Source organism: Microbacterium sp. USHLN272 (genome assembly GCF_037149655.1).
Classification (GTDB): domain Bacteria; phylum Actinomycetota; class Actinomycetes; order Actinomycetales; family Microbacteriaceae; genus Microbacterium; species Microbacterium galbinum.
Window position 1 is genome coordinate 157535 of record NZ_JBBCRA010000001.1, and the last position, 19031, is coordinate 176565.

20 protein-coding genes are annotated in these 19031 nt (G+C 70.2%); 12 read left to right on the plus strand and 8 right to left on the minus strand.

Annotated elements, in window-relative coordinates; translation table 11 throughout:
- The first annotated feature begins 5 nt into the window (after positions 1 to 5).
- The 4 genes from nadD to WFJ97_RS00785 all read left to right on the plus strand — a co-directional run bounded on the left by nadD (position 6) and on the right by WFJ97_RS00785 (position 2642).
- Positions 6 to 608, plus strand: coding sequence for a nicotinate-nucleotide adenylyltransferase (nadD, locus tag WFJ97_RS00770; protein ID WP_247622165.1), 603 nt, complete (start codon positions 6 to 8; stop codon positions 606 to 608).
- The gene (locus WFJ97_RS00775) at positions 605 to 1858 is read left to right on the plus strand and encodes a hypothetical protein (RefSeq protein WP_336640149.1); all 1254 of its coding nucleotides are present in this window, start codon (positions 605 to 607) and stop codon (positions 1856 to 1858) included. The genes nadD and WFJ97_RS00775 overlap by 4 nt, the downstream gene beginning before the upstream one ends.
- The gene (gene rsfS / locus WFJ97_RS00780; RefSeq protein ID WP_336640150.1) at positions 1858 to 2235 is read left to right on the plus strand and encodes a ribosome silencing factor; all 378 of its coding nucleotides are present in this window, start codon (positions 1858 to 1860) and stop codon (positions 2233 to 2235) included. The genes WFJ97_RS00775 and rsfS overlap by 1 nt, the downstream gene beginning before the upstream one ends.
- A 122-nt stretch (positions 2236 to 2357) precedes the next feature.
- Entirely contained in the window at positions 2358 to 2642 is a 285-nt protein-coding gene (locus WFJ97_RS00785) for a hypothetical protein (protein WP_247622168.1), read from the plus strand.
- Between the two features lie 57 nt (positions 2643 to 2699).
- Here WFJ97_RS00785 and WFJ97_RS00790 read toward each other — a convergent pair whose 3' ends face one another.
- On the minus strand, positions 2700 to 2873 hold the full coding sequence (locus tag WFJ97_RS00790) for a hypothetical protein (RefSeq protein WP_247956365.1): 174 nt from the start codon (positions 2871 to 2873) through the stop codon (positions 2700 to 2702).
- A 220-nt stretch (positions 2874 to 3093) separates the two neighbouring features.
- On the opposite strand from WFJ97_RS00790, the gene WFJ97_RS00795 reads away from it, so the two are divergent.
- Together WFJ97_RS00795 and WFJ97_RS00800 are read left to right on the plus strand one after the other, a co-directional pair.
- Entirely contained in the window at positions 3094 to 3282 is a 189-nt protein-coding gene (locus tag WFJ97_RS00795) for a hypothetical protein (protein WP_247632003.1), read from the plus strand.
- 114 nt (positions 3283 to 3396) lie between these two features.
- On the plus strand, positions 3397 to 3780 hold the full coding sequence (locus WFJ97_RS00800; RefSeq protein WP_336640151.1) for a nuclear transport factor 2 family protein: 384 nt from the start codon (positions 3397 to 3399) through the stop codon (positions 3778 to 3780).
- Positions 3781 to 3795: 15 nt separating this feature from the next.
- Here WFJ97_RS00800 and WFJ97_RS00805 read toward each other — a convergent pair whose 3' ends face one another.
- Together WFJ97_RS00805 and WFJ97_RS00810 are read right to left on the minus strand one after the other, a co-directional pair.
- Positions 3796 to 6639 carry a helix-turn-helix transcriptional regulator gene (locus WFJ97_RS00805; protein ID WP_336640152.1) on the minus strand — a complete coding sequence of 948 codons (2844 nt, stop codon included), beginning with the start codon at positions 6637 to 6639 and terminating at the stop codon, positions 3796 to 3798.
- 77 nt (positions 6640 to 6716) lie between these two features.
- Positions 6717 to 7661, minus strand: coding sequence for a Dyp-type peroxidase (locus WFJ97_RS00810; protein WP_336640153.1), 945 nt, complete (start codon positions 7659 to 7661; stop codon positions 6717 to 6719).
- 195 nt (positions 7662 to 7856) lie between these two features.
- On the opposite strand from WFJ97_RS00810, the gene WFJ97_RS00815 reads away from it, so the two are divergent.
- The 5 genes from WFJ97_RS00815 (at position 7857) to WFJ97_RS00835 (ending at position 12906) form a co-directional block, all read left to right on the plus strand.
- On the plus strand, positions 7857 to 8699 hold the full coding sequence (locus WFJ97_RS00815; RefSeq protein ID WP_336640154.1) for a helix-turn-helix domain-containing protein: 843 nt from the start codon (positions 7857 to 7859) through the stop codon (positions 8697 to 8699).
- Positions 8696 to 10024, plus strand: a complete 1329-nt coding sequence (locus WFJ97_RS00820) for a helix-turn-helix domain-containing protein (RefSeq protein WP_336640155.1) — start codon at positions 8696 to 8698, stop codon at positions 10022 to 10024. Before WFJ97_RS00815 ends, WFJ97_RS00820 begins: the two co-directional genes overlap by 4 nt.
- On the plus strand, positions 10021 to 10899 hold the full coding sequence (locus WFJ97_RS00825; RefSeq protein WP_336640156.1) for an alpha/beta fold hydrolase: 879 nt from the start codon (positions 10021 to 10023) through the stop codon (positions 10897 to 10899). The genes WFJ97_RS00820 and WFJ97_RS00825 overlap by 4 nt, the downstream gene beginning before the upstream one ends.
- A gap of 83 nt (positions 10900 to 10982) precedes the next feature.
- Complete coding sequence (locus WFJ97_RS00830; protein ID WP_247622178.1) at positions 10983 to 11699, plus strand: alpha/beta fold hydrolase; 717 nt, start codon at positions 10983 to 10985, stop codon at positions 11697 to 11699.
- Between the two features lie 4 nt (positions 11700 to 11703).
- The gene (locus tag WFJ97_RS00835) at positions 11704 to 12906 is read left to right on the plus strand and encodes an MFS transporter (protein WP_442928365.1); all 1203 of its coding nucleotides are present in this window, start codon (positions 11704 to 11706) and stop codon (positions 12904 to 12906) included.
- 100 nt (positions 12907 to 13006) lie between these two features.
- On the opposite strand, the gene WFJ97_RS00840 is transcribed toward WFJ97_RS00835, so the two are convergent.
- From WFJ97_RS00840 to WFJ97_RS00850, 3 genes are all read right to left on the minus strand, one after another.
- Positions 13007 to 13549 carry a DsbA family protein gene (locus tag WFJ97_RS00840; RefSeq protein WP_336640158.1) on the minus strand — a complete coding sequence of 181 codons (543 nt, stop codon included), beginning with the start codon at positions 13547 to 13549 and terminating at the stop codon, positions 13007 to 13009.
- Positions 13549 to 14058, minus strand: coding sequence for a redoxin domain-containing protein (locus WFJ97_RS00845; RefSeq protein ID WP_336640159.1), 510 nt, complete (start codon positions 14056 to 14058; stop codon positions 13549 to 13551). Before WFJ97_RS00845 ends, WFJ97_RS00840 begins: the two co-directional genes overlap by 1 nt.
- Before the next feature lie 80 nt (positions 14059 to 14138).
- Positions 14139 to 14867, minus strand: a complete 729-nt coding sequence (locus WFJ97_RS00850) for a YoaK family protein (RefSeq protein WP_336640160.1) — start codon at positions 14865 to 14867, stop codon at positions 14139 to 14141.
- Between the two features lie 154 nt (positions 14868 to 15021).
- Here WFJ97_RS00850 and WFJ97_RS00855 point away from each other — a divergent pair, with 154 nt between their 5' ends.
- Complete coding sequence (locus tag WFJ97_RS00855; RefSeq protein WP_247632013.1) at positions 15022 to 16233, plus strand: cupin domain-containing protein; 1212 nt, start codon at positions 15022 to 15024, stop codon at positions 16231 to 16233.
- 33 nt (positions 16234 to 16266) lie between these two features.
- Here WFJ97_RS00855 and WFJ97_RS00860 read toward each other — a convergent pair whose 3' ends face one another.
- Positions 16267 to 17349, minus strand: coding sequence for an FUSC family protein (locus tag WFJ97_RS00860; RefSeq protein WP_336640161.1), 1083 nt, complete (start codon positions 17347 to 17349; stop codon positions 16267 to 16269).
- The gene (locus WFJ97_RS00865; RefSeq protein WP_336640162.1) at positions 17346 to 19031 is read right to left on the minus strand and encodes an MFS transporter; all 1686 of its coding nucleotides are present in this window, start codon (positions 19029 to 19031) and stop codon (positions 17346 to 17348) included. Before WFJ97_RS00865 ends, WFJ97_RS00860 begins: the two co-directional genes overlap by 4 nt.

Sequence of the window (19031 nt, forward strand, 5' to 3'; positions counted from 1 at the left end):
GAACTATGAAGACCGTGACCTCGCGCGCTCCGCGCATCGGTGTGATGGGTGGAACGTTCGACCCGATCCACCACGGTCACCTCGTCGCCGCCAGTGAGGTCGCGCACTCCTTCGATCTCGACGAAGTGGTCTTCGTCCCGACCGGGCGCCCCTGGCAGAAGTCGGACGTCACCCCGAGCGAGCACCGCTACCTGATGACCGTGATCGCGACGGCATCGAACCCGCAGTTCACCGTCAGCCGCGTCGACGTCGATCGCGAAGGGCCGACGTACACGATCGACACCCTGCGGGATCTGAAACGGGACCGACCGGATGCGGAGCTCTTCTTCATCTCGGGAGCGGATGCCGTGGCGCAAATTCTCAGTTGGAGGGACCATGATGAGTTGTGGGAGTTGGCCCACTTCGTCGCGGTCTCCCGGCCAGGACACGTCCTGAGCACGGATGGCCTCCCGAGCGACAACGTCAGCCAGCTGGAGGTGCCGGCCCTGTCGATCTCGTCGACCGCCTGCCGAGAGCGGGTCCGGGACGACCAGCCGGTCTGGTATCTCGTTCCCGACGGGGTCGTCCAGTACATCGCGAAGCATCATCTGTATCGGAGCAAGTCATGACTACATCGGATCAGCACGGCCAGGGTCCGCTGACACGCAAGCAGTTGCGTGAGATCCGACTGACCGGATCGACGCCCGTCATCAGCGACGAGGAGGCGGCTGCCGCGCCCGCGCAGACGCGGGAGCCCGACGCTGTCGTCGAGAAGCCCGCCGTCCAGAAGCCCGCCGTCGAGAAGCCCGCCGCGCAGAAGTCCGCCGCGCAGAAGCCTGCTGAGCAGAAGCCCGCCGTCGAGAAGCCCGCCGCGCAGAAGCCCGTTGCGGCGAAGCCCGCTCCCGTCGCCGAAGAAGCAGCCGCTCCCGCATCCGCGGCCGCCCCACTCACCCGCCGCCAGGCGCGTGACCAGGAGCGCGTGCGCACGGCATCCGTTCCCGTCGTCGAACCCGAAGACGCCACGCCGCTCGCTCCGGTGGAGCCGCCGGCACCGGTGGCACAGGAGCCGGAGCCGCAGGAGCAGCCCCCGGCCGATCGGACGCCGATCGTTTCCGCCGTGCCGGAGTTCTCGGCACCGGCCGTCTCGACCGACGACGACATCGATGAAGACGACGCGGAGGTCGCGATCACGCCCGTGAGCGCCGCCGGCGCGAGCGCATCCGTGGGTGAGATGCCTCTCGACGCGGCAGCCGAGGAGCCGCAGGAGGACGTCGACGACGTCGATGCCGTTCTGGGCCTCGACCAGAAACCCGCCCTCTCGGACACCGACGACGTGCTGGCCGACGTCGGAGACGACGACGAGGTCATCGCTCCCGATGAGCGCCCCACCGTGAACCCGGCGTTCGGGGCGTCCGTGATCGACAAGACGCAGAAGCCGTTCGCACCGTCGTTCGACGAGCTGCTCACGGTCGGCGATTCCAGCGGCTCTCAGCACACGTCTCCCAGCGCGCTGATCTTCACGCCCTCGCCGGGCGAGGGATCGCTCTCGGGACCGGTCGCATCGACCGGCGAGATCCTCGTCACCGGCTCCTACGAACTCCCGCGCGGCATCGGCTCTCAGGGTCACGCCCACGGCGTCGCCGACGGCAAGGACGTCGATGCCGTCCTCATCGACGGCGAACTGCCGCCCGCCTCTTCTCCCACGCCGATCGCCGCCAGCTCGGCGGTCAGCACCATCAAGCCCGCCGGCGAGGTCATCCGACCGCCCGCCCCCGAAAAGGGCAACAAACTCATGCTCATCCTTGCGATCGTTGCGGGTGGTCTCGCCCTCGCACTGGGCGTGGTCCTCGTCGTCGCCTTCACCACGAATGTGTTCTGATGCAATCACCTGAAACCGCTGAAGCCATGCTGCAGATCGCTGCCGCAGCCGCCGTCTCGAAGGGCGGTGAAGACCTCGTCGCGCTCAACGTCTCGGAGCCGCTTCCGCTCGTCGACATCTTCCTGCTCGTCACGGGAAACAGCGAGCGCAACGTCGCCGCGATCGCCGACGAGATCGAGGACCGTCTCATCGCGGAGGGCCACAAGCGTGTCCGGCGCGAGGGTCGCGCCGAGTCGCGCTGGGTCCTCATGGACTTCGGCGACCTGATCGTTCACGTCTTCCACCAGGAGGAGCGCGTGTACTACGGGCTCGAGCGCCTGTGGAAGGACTGCCCCGTCGTGCCGATCGACCTCCCGGAGCCCGTCGCGGGGGAGTGACCCCCTGCCGCGCCCGCGAGAGCCGGGCGCGGCACCCTGCATGGATTCTGTCAAGGGTCTTCCCCGGCGGTATACCGGCGCGCACACTCTTTCTTAAGGGGAGAGAGTCTTGGAGGGCCGACATGACAGAGGATCCAGAACCGCGCTACGTGCTGCGTCGGATCACCCCGACCGAATGGGTGATCAACGACCAGCGCTTCCCTGCGAACGACCCGCGTCACATCGTCGCGTGCGTCTACGAATACGCCGAGACCGAGGTCGAGGTGGTGTGGGTGCGCGACCTGCCGCTCGCGATGCGTTATTCGAACGCCTTCGAGGTGCTCGCCGACGTCGAGCGCATGCACGGATCGAGCCGGGCCACCCGCCCGGTGCAGATTCCTCATCTCCCGCCGTTGCTGGCCAACTGAGTCGGCATCCGGAACGGGCGGATGCGATGGTTCGCACCCGCCCGTCGGACATCTCGTTCACTCGCCCTCTGCGGCGATCCGATCGGCCTCGGCGCTGTCGACCTGCGCGCCGTCGACATCAGTATCGACCTCTTCCGCGCCGTCGACCTCGAGCGTGGGGACTCCGTCGCGATCATCGTCCGACTCGTTTCCGAGCGACGGGATCGGGGGGATCGGTGGGGGATTGGACATCGGATGCTCCTCTCGTCGGTGAGGTGATTCAGCCTAGGATTCGGCGATGGCGGTGAAGAGGCCGTTGACGTGTGCGGCCTCGGGCGGTAGGTCAGTGGTGGCGATCCCGATCGCCGAGGAATTCTCGCGTGTCGGCGTAATGAACCGGCGTTCGCGGCGTCTTCCTAGTGGGGCCGGACGGTGTGGACTCCTCCGGCTCGCACGATCACGAAGGAGTTCCATGTCCCCCACTGGAGTCGTCCCCCTGCCGTCCGCCGCACCCGCTCGCACCGGGATGGTCCGCGTCTCGCTCGTCGTCCGCGACGAGCGCGGGTTCACCCACTACTACGAAGAGGTCGAGACCACGGCGGATGCCGTACGCGATGCGTACGACCTCATGGCGCGCCGGTCTCCCGCCGTCGCCGGGTGACCGACGCCGGCGACGCACCGATCCGGCATCCGTCCTTCGGACTTTCGACGCACGTCGGATGCCCGGCCCACCCCGTGCTCTTAGCGTGAGGGGCACGGGAAGGGAGGTATCGCCGTGGAAGATATCCGCCGAGAGGCGCTGGACGGGATCCAGCAGATGGAGCGAGAGCTCATCGTCCGTGATTTCGTCGCGGTGCTGAACGAGGGCGGCGTGGGCGAACTGCTGCCGTTCCTCACCGAGGACGTCGTCTACCGTCCTTCGCACAACCGGGGCGTGACGGGCCGCCGGGAGATGCTGGCGATGATCGAGGAGATCAGGTCGCGCTTCGCGGAGTGGTCGACGGTGCTCGTCACCGTCGCGGTGGCAGGAGACACCGTGCTCACCGAGCAGGTGCTGCACCTGCGCCTCCCGGAGGGCGAGAGGTGCGAGGTGCTGGGGTTCGGGAGCTTCCGCCTCGACGGCTCGCGGATCTGCACCTGGCATCAGGTGCACGCCTGAGCGGGCACCGCGGCGTCAGGCGGTCTCGCGCTCCTCACTGGCGTTCGCGTACCAGAGGCGCAGTGCGCTGCGGGAGTTGACGCCGGTCTTCGCGTAGAGGTGTCGGATGTGCGAGACCACGGTGTGCGGCGACATGAACAGCGCGTCGGCGATCTGCTGGGTCGTGGCCCCGAGCGCCACGCGCTCGATGACCTGGCGTTCGCGGGTCGAGAGCAGTTCGGGCGCGCCGCGCCGGGCCGGCCGGCGGCGGACACCCCGCGTGCGCAGCGCGCGCAGCACTCGACTCGCGTCGCGCACGGCTCCGAGGGACTCGTAGATCTCCAGCGCTTCGTCGAGTGCTCGTCGTGCCTGCTGTTCGTCGCCGCCCACGAGGGGGCGCAGCTCCAGCACTCGGGCCAGCACCAGTGGACGCGACAGTTCGCGCAGGGCGGATGCTGCGGCGTCGAGTGCGGCGGGGTCTGCGCGGGTGCGTCCGACCACGGCATCGTGCACGGCGCGGGAGAAGACGCTGTCGGGGTTGAGGTCGCAGCGACGACTCGTGCGCTTCAGCACGGCGGCGATGGTCTCCGCATCGTTCGTGCGCACGGCGAGGTCGGCGAGCACGATGTCGTCGGAGAAGTCCGACGGGGTCGTCATGGGAGGCACGGGTGCGTCGAGCCCCGCCCGGGCGAGATCGCTGGCGGAGACCGCATCGTCGAGTCGCCCCTCATCGATGGCTTCGACGGCGAGGAGCCAGCGGCCGGCCTTCGTCACGGCCGTGCTCGTGGCGAGTGCCTCGACGATCGGCTTGGCCTGCGCGCGGATCTGCGCGTCGCCGGTGTGGAGAGAGATGCGGAAGAGCACGACCCCGGCCGTGGCGTTGGCGAAGTCTCCCAACCCCAGCTCGGCGGACAGCGCGAGCACGGCCTCGGCCAGCACACGGGCCTCGTCGATCCGGCCGCCGTCGTAGAGCACCCGGGTGCGCACCATCATCCAGAACGCCTCGGCCACCGCGCTGCCCGCTGCGCGTGCCTCGGACAGGCCGAGGTCGGCCAGCTGCAGGGCATACTCGGGATCGCCCAGCGAGTTGTGGAGGAATGCGGGCCAGAGGCCTTCGGGGAGCCAGCGCGATATGACGAGTCCGGCTTCCTCGGCGCGGCGGAGTGCGGCGTCGATGAGCTCCACCGCCCGATCGTGGTGGCCGCTGTTGAACTGATAGACCGAATCGGTCGCGTCGATGGTCGCCAGGGCGAGATGATCGGTCTCCGGATCGGCGACCTCCCGCGCGAGAGCGAGCGTCTGTTCCAGGCCGGCAAAGTCGGCGCGGTTCGCGCAGTTGAGCGCGCGGACGGCGAGGAGTTCGGCCCGAGTGCTGCGTGCGATCCCGCGGATGCCAAGTGCCTCGTCGCAGGTCGCGATCGCTCGATCGAACGAGAACTCGGTCTGGCGTCGGGCGACGGCCAGCAGAGCGCGGGCGCGCAGATCGGCGGAGAGATAGGGCGCGAGGGCGGTCGTGACCGCCTGGGCCTCGTCGTGGCGGCCGTCGGTCCACACGAGGGGGAGTAGTTCGGCGGCGCGAACGACCAGTCGCGGGACGTGCAGCGCGAGGCGGATCGCCGCGGCCGCCAGATCGGCGGCGAACGCGGAGTCGGTCGCCGAGATGTCCCGAGCGGCCTCGGCGACCAGGACGAAAGAGTCCTCGTCGCCGGGCTCCGCCGCCTCGATCAGAGCGGGCGCGACAGCCGATGCCGGCTCGCCCGACGACAGGCGCACCCGCACGACCTCTCGGAGCAGCGCGGGGCGAATGGGTGACGCGATCGACGCATCGGCCGCTTCCCGCAGGGTGTCGTGGGTGAAGGCGAGAGCCGCGCCGTCCCCGACGAGGATCGACTCCGCGAGAAGCTCGTCGACCGATGGCGCGGCGGCCGCTGCCGAGAGGTCCAGCACGCGGAGCGCGTCGCGCAGGCGGAACCTGCGTCCGAACAGACTCGCCACCTGCGCGAATCGCCGGGCGGCCGGTGAGATCGAGGAGAGTCGTTCGCGCGCGGCCGCACCGAACCTCGCCGGCACGGCGGCATCCACCGCGTCGACGGACCCCGCGTGTCGGGCCAGGAGGTGCTCCTCGCGGAGCCCGCGCACGAGTTCGACGACGAGGAGGGGAACGTTGGCCGTCTGGTCGAGTGCCGCACGCAGCACAGGACCGGGGGTACCACCGGCGATGTCGGCGGCGATCTCCGCCGATGCCGAGGAGTCGAGCGGAGCGAGCTCGATGACGAGACCCTCCGCGGCGATGTGCGCTGCCGCACGAGCATGCGCGGAAGGGAGGACGCCGTCGCGTGCGGCGACGAGCCACGCGACGGGCTGGTCGGCGAGTCCGCGCACGAGCGCAATGAGCGTGGTCACGGATGCGGTGTCGAGCCACTGCAGGTCGTCGATGACGATCAGGAGAGGATGCTCGGCCGCGGCCTGCTCGAGACGGTCGAGGAGCAGACGGGTGACCCAGTACCGGTGCTCGCCGCCGGAGAGCACCGGCTTCAGATCGGCGGGTGTCAGCAGCGGGGAGGATCCGCGCAGCGACGCCTCGAGGAGGGCCGCGAGAGGCACGGTCGATTCGTCGACGTCCGGGGCGATGACCAGCGTGCGCCAGTCGGACACCGAAGCGCGGGCGAGCACTTCGGCGAGCAATCGCGTCTTACCGATGCCCGGCATGCCGCGCACCAGAACCGGACCGCCGGCGCCGTCGCGCACGGAGGTGAGCACGTCGAGGATGTCCGTCAGAGCGTCGTCGCGACCGCGGAGAGGAGCCGCGTGCGCCGCGGGGGAGCCGGCGAGGAGAGCGCGGTCGGATCCGACGGCTCCGCCATCGGATGTATCGTGCATGATCCGATTATGACGGATGCGCACGGCGAAGCTGATCACGCCGTCGAACGGACGCGGGGTCGCTCTCCGAGTGGCGGTCAGCCGTCCCCGAGAGCGGCGAGAACCTCCGGTCGCGGGGCGAAGAACACGGAGCCGGTGACGGCGGTGGAGAAATCGAGGAGGCGGTCGTGCAGTCCGGGCGGATCGCCGAGGAACATGCGCTCGAGCATCCGCTGGATGACGCTCAGATCGCGGGAGCATCCGAGGAAGTACGTGCCGAACTCATCATGGCCCGGGCGGCCGAACGGCATGTTGTCGCGCTGGATGTCGTGCTCGACGCCCTGTTCGTCGACGATGGTCGCCAGGGACTTGTGCGACTGCTGACCCGACGGTGCATCGTCGAGCTCGACGTTCTCGAGCTTCGTGCGCCCGATGATCGCCTCCTGCGTCTCGGTCGGGAGGGCACGCCAGGCGGCGAGGGGGTGAAGGTACTTCTGCGTGACGATGTACGAGCCACCGCGGTGCGCGGGGTCCTCGTCTCCGACCAGCACCGCTGCGTCGAGTTCGGCACCGATCGGATTCGCCGTCCCGTCGACGAATCCCAGGAGATCGCGCCGGTCGAAGGAGCGGAACCCCACGGTCTCGTCGACGACGCGGACGGCGTCGCCGAGCGACTCCAGCAGACGACGTTCGAACTCGAAGCAGACGTCGGCACGCTCGGCCCGGATGTGGAAGAGCAGGTCTCCGGGGGTCGACGGGGCGGTGTGGTGCGCGCCGACCACGGGGGTGAACGGGCGCAACTGAGCCGGACGGGGGAGCGCCGTGAGCTCGTCCCAGATCGCACTCCCGATCCCGACCGTGCAGGTGAGCGCGGAATCGGAGTAGGGGAAGGCGAGAGACTTGATCGATCCGGCGAGATCGGCGAGGACGTCGCGCACCCGATCGGCTGCGCCGGGGGCGACGTCGACGACGAGGAAGACGGCATTCGCCGTCAGGGGCGATGCGACCGCCTGCACCGCACCCCGGGGGTCCTGATCCGTCATACGCGCCGATCCTTCCCATGTGGACTGTGACAGCGCCAGTCTCGCGGAACGCGGCGTGCGGCGCATCCGACAGATGACGAACGGCCACGCGACAGCAGGGAGGGGATGTGCGCCCCCGGGGCGGGTGATGTGCGCTCCCTCGCGCGCGGGTAGCGTCGCAGACGCCCCATCCCCTCGACGACCGGAGCCCGCCCTGTGGACGATGCATCGACCTCTCTCGGAGAGTACCTCCGCGCCCGCCGCGCCGTCACCCAGCCCGAGGACGTGGGGATCGTTCCCACCCCCGGACGGCGGGTCGCGGGCCTCCGTCGCGACGAGGTCGCCGCCCTGGCCGGGATCAGCAGGGAGTACTACCTGCGCTTGGAGCAGGGCCGCGGGGCCCGCCCCTCCGACCAGGTGCTCCTGTCTCTCTGCCGGGCGCTCCGGCTCGACCACGAGGCGACCGCCTACGCCTTCCGCCTCGTCTCGGGACGGCTGCACACCCCCGCTCACGTTCCCCGGGACTCGGCCGACCGCATCGTGCGCGCGCTGTCCGCGTGGACGCACACCCCGGCGTACGTCACCGATCCGCACCGTGACATCGTCGCCGCCAACCCTCTCGCGACCGTGTTCGGGCACGGCGGTCTCTCTGCAGGCGGGAATCAGTTGCGTCATCTGTTCGTGCCTCGCATGAAGGAGACGCTCGTGGAGTGGGAGGCGATGAGCCGCGCAGCCGTCGCCACGCTGAGACGCGACGCCGTACCGCAGTCTCCTCGGTTGCGGGAGATCGTGGCCGAGCTGTCGTCGGATCCCGACTTCGTGCGCATCTGGGCGCGGCACGACGTGTCCGGCCCCGAGGATGCCACGTTCCACATCCTCGTAGAGGGAGTGGGGGAGATCCCGGTGGACGCCCAGAACTTCGCGGTGCGCAGCATGCCCGGGTATCAGCTCACGGTGCTCTCGGCACCGCCGGGCGCCGTCACCGCCGCCGTGTTCGCCCGACTGGCCGATCAACTGCCCGGCGGCATCGGCGCCGATGCCGTGGAGGCGGCGCGATGACCATGAGCGGTGGGTGGGACGACGCGGGCCTCCCAGCGCTCGCCCTCGCTCCCGTAGCGTCGGGCGCGAGGCCCGACGACGCGGGCCGGGAGGAGCAGCATGACCATCACCCCGCGGCATCCGGAGGCGACCTCCTCACCGTACCCGGACGCGTGGTGGGCATGAACCTGCAGGACCTGGTCGACGAGCTCGCCGAGACACTCGACCGCTCGATCGTCATCAACGACCCCGCATTCCGCCCCATCGTCGCCAGCGCGCAGGGCGACGAGATCGACGAGCTCCGCGCACGGGCACTCCTGCGTCGGGTCACCCCGCCGCGGGAACGGGCGTACGTCGAGAGCCTGCGCCTGACGCAGTCCCGGAGGCCGCGGACCGTGGACCTCGCGGAGTTCGGCGCCCATGAGCGCCTCGCGGTCCCGATCTGGTCGGACGACACCCTCCTGGGAATCCTGTGGCTCATCACCGGTGGGCTGCCTCCGCTGCGTGAGGAGCAGTTCCGCGCCCTGGACGCGGCCGTCGACGTCGTACGCACCGTCCTCGCCGCCCAGAGCGAGAGCACCGCACTCACGGCTCGGGACGGAGTGATGCGCTCGCTACTGGCCGCCGACCCCATCGCCCGTCGCGATGCTCTGAGCATGGCGGTGCGCGCGCACGGCGTCACCCGCGACGCCGACACCCTCGTGCGGGCCGTCGCGATCGGCCACGACACAGGCGTCGTCCAGCGCGCCGCACTCGGCCGCGCCGTCGAGAGTGCCACTCGGTCCGCGCTCGTACTGATCGGTGAGATCGGCGCTGCGCTGCTGTTCCTCGGCCGCCGCGGCGAGACCGAACGCCTCGACGCCGCCGTCGTCGCCGAAGCAGAGCGCGCAGGGGTGCTCCTGCGCGCCATCGGCGCCGCCGGGCTCTCCGACGCCGACAACGACCTGCATCCCGTCGCCGAGCGGGCCATCGCCACCGCCACCGTCGCAGAGCTCCTCCCGGAACTCGGCAGAAGCCTGCACGCCGATGACGTCGGTCCCTGGCTGTTGATCTCCGACGTCCTGACCGACCCCCGCCGACTCTCCTGGTACTCGCCCGCCGCTTTCGCCCTCGTGCAGGACGCCGACCCGCTGCGCCGGCAGACCGTCGAGGCGCTCCTCGACAACGCCGGGCACGTGCGACAGGTGTGCGAGGTGCTCCACATCCACCGCACGACGCTGTACTACCGGCTCGAGAACATGCCCCAGGTGGTGCGTGACGCCCTCGACGACGGCATGCAGCGCAGCGCCCTGCACCTCGGGCTCAAGCTCGCCGCCTACTGGGAGAACGCGGGTCACATCCGATGAGCGCTCGCCGCATCGAGGTGACCACGAGCGACGGTGTCGTGCTCCGCGCCCACGACACCGGGGGAGACGGCGTCCCCCTGCTGCTCCTGCACGGCTGGTCGCAATCGCAGGAGATGTTCCGCCACCAGCTCACCGGCTTCGGCGCTCGCCGCGTGATCAGCTTCGACATGCGCGGGCACGGAGGCTCGGAGGCGCCGACCCACGGCTACCGCATCGCCCGCTTCGCCGCCGACCTGCGGGATGTGCTGGAGGCGCTCGCCGTGGATCGCGTCGATCTGCTCGGGTGGTCGATGGGTGCATCCGTCGCCTGGTCGTACCTCGAACTCTTCGGTGACGCGCGCGTGCGCTCCCTCGTCGTCGTCGACCAGCCCGCCGCGGTCATCGCGCAGTCCTGGATGAGCGAGGAGGAGCGTGTGCGGGCGGGGAGCATCCTGCCCGTCGACGGCCTCGTGGCCCTGGCCGATGCCGTCGCCGGTCCGGAGGCCGAGAGCGCGGTGCGGGCGTTCGTGCGCGGCATGTTCTCCGGCCCGGTGGACGAGGAGCTCTGGTCCTTCGTCATGAGCGAGGTCGCCCGCACGCCGCCGCATGCCGCGGTGCCCCTGCTCATCGATCACGGCACCCAGGATTGGCGCGACGTGGTGCGCGGCATCCGCGTCCCCACCCTCGTGATCGGATGCGACGGCAGCCATGTGCCCCCGGAGTCGCAGCGGTGGCTGGCGGAACGCATCCCCGGCGCTCGCGTGCATGTCTTCCCGCGCGACATCGCCTCCTCGCACTTCCCGTTCCTCGAGAACCCCGAGGCGTTCAACGCGGTCGTCGGTGCGTTCCTCCGCGAGGTCGAGCACGGCGCACTCGACAGTCGTCCAATGCACTGACGACAAGCGGTCGGAAAGGGCCGAGCCTCCTCTGCCGTAGCGTCGGGGAAGAGAGCCGGAGATCCGGCGCAAGGGAGTGTGAGATGGCCATCAAGCCCACGGTCGTGCTGGTGCACGGAGCGTTCTCGGACGGGGCGAGCTGGTCGCCGGTCGCGATGCGGCTCCTCGGCGAGGGCCTCGAGGTACGGGTGCCGGCGATCTCGAATCGGAGCCTCGCCGCGGATGCCGCGTACGTGCGCTCCTTCGTCGAACGGATCGATGGCCCGGTTCTGCTCGTCGGGCACTCGTACGGTGCCACGGTCGCGGGTGTCGCCGGCGATGCGGCGAACGTCCGCGGCCTCGTCTTCATCGAGGGGTACGTGCTCGAGGTGGGGGAGAGCGCGCAGGACGTGCACCGCCGCTTCCCGGACCCGGAGGCGATGCCGTACTTCGACGAGGCGGCCTATCCCGTGCCCGGAGAGGCGGATGCCGCGGAGATCTCGGTGAGGATCGAGGAGTTCCCCTTCCTCACGGCCCTCGGCATCCCCGCAGACGAGGCCGCCGTGCTCGCCGTCACCCAGCGCCCGCTCGACGCGGAGGTGCTGGCGGAACCCGCGACGGTCGCCGCCTGGCGCGACCGACCGTCGTGGGGCGTCGTGGCGACCGCCGACCGCCTCATCAACCCCGAGGCGGTGCGCTTCGGACTCGACCGGGCGGGCGTGCGCGAGCTCGTGGAACTGCCCGGTCCGCATCTCGTGCTGCACACCCACCCCGGCGATGTCGCCCGGCTGATCGTCGACGCCGCCGACGCCGTGCGCTGACAGAATGAGCGCTGTGACCGATATCGAAGCTCCTGCCGGCCGAGCGACCGGGTTCTGGGTCGTCGCCGTCGCCTTCCTGCTGGTGATGGCGTACTCGACCGTGCCGACGCCGCTGTATCCCCTGTACCAGCAGCTCGACGGATTCCCCGTGTCGGTGGTCACGGTGGTCTTCGCCGCCTACGCGGTCGGAGTGGTCGCGAGTCTGTTCCTGCTCGGTCATGTGAGCGACTGGATGGGGCGCCGGCGGATGCTGGTGATTGCCATCCTCGTCTCGGCGCTCTCCGCCGTGCTCTTCATGGTCTTCACCGACGTCGCCGGTCTCCTCGTCGCCCGCGTGGTGAACGGCGTGAGCATCGGCATCCTCACGGCGACCGCCACCGCGCACCTCGGCGAGCTGCGCGCTCGAGCCCGACCAGACGAGAACGCGATCGTCGCGGCGTCGGTGGCCGGCGGGGCCAACCTCGGGGGACTCGCGCTCGGGCCGCTCATCGGAGGGGTGTTCGCGGATTACCTCCCCGATCCGCTGCATCTGCCGCACACCGTGTTCGCGATCGTGCTGATCTGTCTGGCCATCTCCGTGGCGCTCGTGCCCGAGACTGTCGCGCCGCAGCACCGGCAGTACCGGCCGCAGCGGATCGCGGTCCCCGCGTCGTCGCGCGGAGCATTCGTGGCGGCGGGGTTCGCGGCCTTCGCCGGGTTCGCCCTCTTCGGCCTGTTCACCTCGCTCGCCCCGACACTGCTCGTCGGCACCTTCAGCGAGACCCGTCATCTCGTCGCCGGTGTCACGGTCTTCCTCGTCTTCGGCTCCGCGGCCGCCGCCCAGGTGCTCCTCGCCCGGGTGTCACGGCGCTCGCAACTGCTCTTCGCCGCACTCGCCTGCGGGATCGGTCTCGCGGCGATCGCGCTCGGCGCCGTGCTGCCGTCGTTCGTCCTGTTCCTGGTCGGCGGCGTGGTCGCCGGTGCGGGTGTGGGGGCGCTGTTCAAGTGCGCCCTGGCCACGGCATCCGAGATCGCCGAGCCGGGTCGCCGAGGCGAGACGCTCGCCGCGATCTTCCTGGTCGCCTACTGCGGACTCGCCGTCCCGGTGCTGGCGATCGGCGCCGCCCTCACGGTGGTGCCGCAACTCGTCGTGCTGTTGGTCTTCGTCGTGCTCGTGGCGGTCGTCACGGTGGTGGCGGCGCTGCGGATGCGACGCATCGCGCGCTGAGCGCACTGCGCGGTGCGCGCCGCGCGTGTCGAGACACCACGAACGCCTCGAGACATCACGTGTGCCGTGACGTCTCGAGGCGGAGATGGTGTCTCGACGCTCAGGACGCGCGCTGGACCGACGCGCGCTGCACCGCCGTGCGCAGGGCGTCCGGCAGCTCGGCCGTGCCGCCGTCGAGCCGCTCCCCGTTCAGGAAGAACGTGGGCGTGCCGTTCACGCCGCTGCAGATGCCGCCCTCCTCGTCCGCGCGGATGCGCGACAGGTAACGCTGCTCCTGTACCGCCGCGCGCAGATCGGCGACGGGGAGGGCGAGCTTCGCGCAGATCTCGGCGTAGAGCGGCGATCCGAGTCGGGACTGGTTCTCGTACAACAGGTCGTGAACCTCCCAGAAGGCGCCGTGCGATGCGGCGAATTCCGCCACGAATGCCGCATCGACCGCTTCGGGATGCATCTCGGCGAGCGGGAAGTTGCGGAACACGAAGCGCACGCGGTCGCCCAGCTCGGCGAGGAGCTTCTTGACGACCGGGTACGCCTCGCCGCAGTAGGGGCACTGGTAGTCGCCGTATTCGACGAGCACGACGGAGGCGTCGTCCGGTCCGGTGCTGTGGTCGTCGGTCGAGACGGGAATGCGGAGCGAGGACATCATCCTCTCCTTTCATCGGGGGTGAGAGCGTCGAGCGCGTCCAGCACGCCGTCGACGCCGGGGTTGAGGGCGACGGGGGAGAGATAGCTCCAGGCGATCACACCCGCCGCGTCGATCACGAAGAGGGCCCGACGGCTCTCCCCGGTGCTGTCGTCGTAGGCGCCGTAGAGGCGGGAGACCGCGCCCTTCGGTTCGAAGTCGCTCAGGAGCGGGAAGTGCAGCCCGTGCGCGGACGAGAACGCCTCGTGCGACCACACGTTGTCGACCGACACGGCGACGACCTGCGCGCGGCGCTCGTGGAGCATCGGCAGCGCGGCGTTGATGACGGAGAGTTCATCCCCGCACACCGGACTCCAGTCGGCGGGGTAGAAGGCGAGGACCACCGGCGCACCGCGGAGTTCACCGAGCCGCAGCGACTGATCGGCGGTGACGCGAAGCGTGAAGTCGGGTGCCGTGGTCCCGGCGGTGAGGATCCGTTCGCGGCCCTCGGTCTCAGGGGTGTCTGTCATGGCTCCACTCTCCCTTCCTCCGGTGGCCGCCGGTTAGGGCGCGCGTCCGGACTCGACCAGACAGGTGTCGAGGAGGGATGTCACGGCGTCGGCGCGTTCTGAGAGGGATCGACCGCACCCCGCGCGGAGCGGGCGACGAGGAGGAGGATGCCGAGGACCGCTGCGGCACCGACGATCGACGCGCACGACCACGCCAGATCGAGGGCGAATCCGATGCCGCCGCCGGCCGCGAACGCCACGAGCACCGAGGTGTAGGCCGCCGCCGGACGCAGGTGGGGCTCGCCGTCGGAGGCGATCGTCCTCCCCGCGGCTCGAGCGAGAAGGCTCGCGGCCATCTGAACCACCGAGGTGACGGCGATGTTGCCGTAGAGCATGCCGGTCTCGCGGTGGAAGGCATTGCCCTGCACGCCGGCGAGGAAGCTGATCGCGCCGGCGATCCACTCCGGCCCCACCGCCCCCGTGACGCTCGCGAGGGCGAGCGCGGCGAGCGCGATCACCTCGCACAGCAGCACCTCGACCGAGTACCCGCGCCCGGCTCGCGCCCGCCACAGCACGACGAGCGTGCAGAGGAACGAACCGAGGGCGAACGACAGGACGGATGCCGCAGCCGCAAGCACCCTCGACGGGTCTCCGTCGGCCACGAAGTAGCCGATCGAGAGCAGATTGCCGGACTGCACGGTCGCGAAGGTGCCGATCTGCCCGAACGTCCAGGCATTGAGCAGGCCCGAGACCAGGGCGAGCGCGGCAGCGGCGGGCGCGCTCTCGAGCAGGGGATAGGGGCGGGGCGTGCGAACGGTCGATGACGACATGAAGACCTCCAGGGATGCCCCCATGCAAGCGCCGCGCGGGATGGACCTCGTCCGACGAGAGTCGAGAACCGATTCGTCACGGGGGTGTGTACCGGCGATGGGCGAAGGAGCAGACTCCTCGGTATCGTCCGGAACCATCACGAAGGAGCACCGCATGGACACGTCCGAGAACGCCGAGCTGGGGCACGAGGTCCCGACACTCGGGAACCCCGACCTGCCGCAGGAGGGCGAGGTGAACATCGCCGACCGTCCGCAGAGCAACACCATGGGCGGGCCGCAGAACGAGGTCATCGAGTCGCAGTTCCCCAATCAGATGCACGCTCCGGCGACCGACATCAGCACGCAGCCGTTCTTCTGGTCGTCGTTCAACATCTCCCCGCGGCGCGTGCAGCGAGGCGGGTGGGCGCGGGAGCTCACGAAGCAGGACTTCCACATCTCTGACGAGATCGCCGGGGTGAACATGTACCTGGAGCCCGGCGGCATCCGCGAGCTGCACTGGCACCAGACCGCGGAGTGGGCCGTGATGACTCGGGGCAAGGCGCGCGTCACGACGCTGAGCCGTTCGGGTCTTCCCGCCGTCGAGGACGTGGAGGAGGGCGACCTGTGGTTCTTCCCGGCCGGCACCCCGCACTCCCTGCAGGGACTGGGCCCGGACGGCGCGGAGTTCGTGCTCGCGTTCGACGACGGCGACCAGTCCGAGTCGAACACGCTGCTGCTCACCGACTGGTTCGCGCACACGCCTCCCGAGGTGCTCGCCAAGAACTTCGGCGTGGCGCAGGAGGTGTTCTCCGACATCCCGCTGCACAACCTCTGGATCTTCCCCGGTGACGAGCCGCCGGCCCTCGAGGTCGATCAGGCCGCCGCGGGCGTCGAGTGGGGCATGGAGCCGGTGATCTTCCGCCTCTCGCGGTCGAAGCCGCTCTACGAGAACTCGGGTGGATCGATCCAGATCGCGGACTCCACCAACTACAAGTACTCGTCAACGGTCGCCGCGGCGCTCGTGACGGTCGAGCCCGGTTCGATGCGTGAACTGCACTGGCACCCGAACGCCGACGAATGGCAGTACTACCTGCGCGGTTCCGCCCGTATGACCGTGTTCAACACGGGGCCGCACGCCAACACGACCGACTTCCGCGCGGGCGATGTGGGCGTCGTGCGCAAGAACTTCGGTCACTACATCGAGAACACCGGTGACGACGTGCTGCAGTTCCTCGAGGTGTTCCGCACCGACAAGTACGAGGAGATCTCGCTCGCGAACTGGCTCTCGCACGTTCCGCCGCAGCTCGTCTCGGCGCATCTCAACATCGACCCGGCGATCCTCGCGACGTTCCCGCGCGGGGCGCAGGGGATCACCCCGCTGCGCTGAGCACCGGACGAAGGGGGCGGTGCGACCGACAGGTCACACCGCCCCCTTCGTGTGCGTCGGGGAGGCGGGAAGGCGCCGACCCGCGCGGCGGCTCAGGAGCACAGCACCGACGACGAGCACGGCGACCACCGCTCCGATCGCCGTGTCGCCGACGCGCGCGAGCACCGATTCCAGCAGGCGGTCACGGTCTCCACCCGTGACGAGCAGGAGCGCCATGGGCGTCACCAGCATCAACGCGAAGAGCAGATTGCGTCGCACCAGCGCCACGAAGCCGAACACGAGCACGCCGACGATCGTGAGCAGCGCGAGTCGCTCCGGTGTCCAGAGGAGGAAGAGCAGCGCGAGTGCGCCGCCCAGGGCGGTGCCGAGCACGCGCTGCGCCATCCTGATCGTGCCGCGGTGCACGTCGGCATCCTTCTGAAGGATGCCGAGCACCGCGAGCAGCACCCAGGCCGCGTGGTGCAGACCGAGCGCGGCGCTGACGAGCAGGGCGAGCAGGATCCCGACCGTGAGCCGTGCGAGGATGCGCGCCGACTCCGGCGTGAAGGTGAACGTCCAGCCATGATCCGCCGGGGCGAGGGCATCGCGTCGCCGCACCGCGGGGACGAGCAGCGGAGCGACGACCGCGGCATAGCCCGCGAGGATCCCGACGACGATCGTCGCCAGGACGACGCCGGGGTCCATCGCGGCCCCACCGGACGAGGCGGGCGCCGTGAGCTGCCCCATCGACCCCGTCGTCAGGACGGGGAAGATCGCTCCGGGAGGTCCGACATCGAACGCGAGGCTCAGGAAGGAGAACGCGATCGCGACAGCGCCGATCGCGAGCAGACTCGCGGTGAGGGAATCGCCGGTGAGGATTCCGAGCAGGGATCCCAGGACGAAGCCCGCCGCGATCACGGGGAGCTTGGCCGCGCGCTCGCGACGGCTGCGTCCGGAGAGGTACATGACGACGAGAGCGCCGAACGAGGCGAGCAGACCGAGCGATGCGGCGCCGGCGGCGGCGAACACGACGGCGGGCAGGACGACCGCGAGCGTCGCCTGGGTCGCGGCGACCCAGGAACCCGGCGAGGGGACGACGGCGGTGAGCTCGCGGAGCGTCCGGGCGGCCCGGTTCATGAGGGCGCGGCGGGGTGGGGTGGGGAGTGGTGCGCAGCGCCCGCATGATGGGCGCGGCGGGGAGTTGCGGCATCCGCCGTCTCGACCAGATGTTCGACCTCCACCGAGTTCGCGAGCGCGCCCGCCGTCTCGATCACCGTCTGGTCGTAGCGGGTCAGTCGTGCTCGGTGCTGCTGCAGGTGCTCGTCCCAGCTGCCGACGCCGAAGGCCTCGACCCAGTCGCCGTCCTCGCGGTCCTGGTAGAGCGCCCAGGTGCGCGCGCCCGTGCGCCGCCGGCTGTGCTCGACGAGGCGCATCTGAGCGCGGAAGGCATCGACGTTCTCGGGCGCGACGTCGTAGCGCACGAGAACGAGGGTGGGGCTCGTGCCATCGACGTCCACGGAGGCTTCGGCGAGAGGGAGCGCGAACGTCTCTCGCTTCTTGTCGGCGGTCTCGAGCAGCGGCCAGAAGAGCTGCGTGGCCGCGACCAGCAGCGTGACCGCGCCCGCGGCGGCGGTCACCGCGGTGGCACCGACCCAGCCGGCGACCACACCGCTGAGAAGCCCGCCCGCCGCCATCGAGCCGTACAGCACCATCTGGTACACCGAGAGGCCCCGCGCCCGCACCCACACCGGCAGGAACGATTGCACCGCGCCGTTCAGCGTGGCGACGACGCCGATCCACGCGGCACCGGCGAGGGCGAGAAGGGGCAGGGCGAGCACGATCGTCGGCGAGAGGGCGACGCCGATGGTGGCCGCGCCGAAGAGGACGGATGCCGCGAGCACCGTGCGGTTGGCTCCCCACGAACGGAACACGGGCATGAGGAAGGCCGCGCCGATCGATCCGACGCCGATCCCCGCCAGCAGCAGTCCGTAGCCGGCGGAGTCGAGCCCCAGCCGCTCGGTCGCGATGAGGGGGAGGAGCGCGTAGAGAACGCTGCCGGGCACGACGAACGCCCCGAGCCGCACGTACATGCGTCGTACGACGGCGGCGCGGGTGACGTAGCGGACTCCCGCGCGTGCCGCATCGACGAACCGCTCGGCCTGTCGCGCGTCCGGACGGTAGGTGCGCCAGGTGACGAGCACAACGAGGAACGCGGCGAACGAGAGGAGGTTCATGCCGAACACGAAGGCGACGCCGAAACCCGACAGCAGTACTCCGGCGATCGCGGGACCGATCGCGCGGGCGATGTTGACCGAGACCGCGCTCAGCGACGCCGCCATCGGCACCAGCCGCACCGGCACGATCTCGGTCGCAAGGGCTTGGTACGCCGGCAACTGCACCGCGGTCGCCCCGCCGAGCAGCAGGGTGATGATCAGCAGCAGGTACGGCGTCATCTCGCCGGTCGCGGTGAGAGTCACCAGAGCAGCACTCAGAAGGACCTGCAGCGTCTGCATCCAGATGAGCAGCGATCGGCGGTTCAGGAACTCCCCGAGCACCCCGGCCGGGATGCCGAGCAGCAGCACGGGTGCGGCGGATGCCGTCTGGATCAGGGCGATGAGCAGAGGATGCGTGTGCTGCTCGACCATGAACCACTGCGCGCCGACGGTCTGCATCCAGGTGCCGATGTTGCTGACGAGCGCGGTGATCCAGAGTGCGCGGAAGATCGGGACGGCGAGCGGCGCCCAGATGCGGTCGTGCGCAGGATCGTTCGGGACGGGGCGGTCACCCGTCGCGGGCTTCGGTTCGGGCGGGCGGTCCAC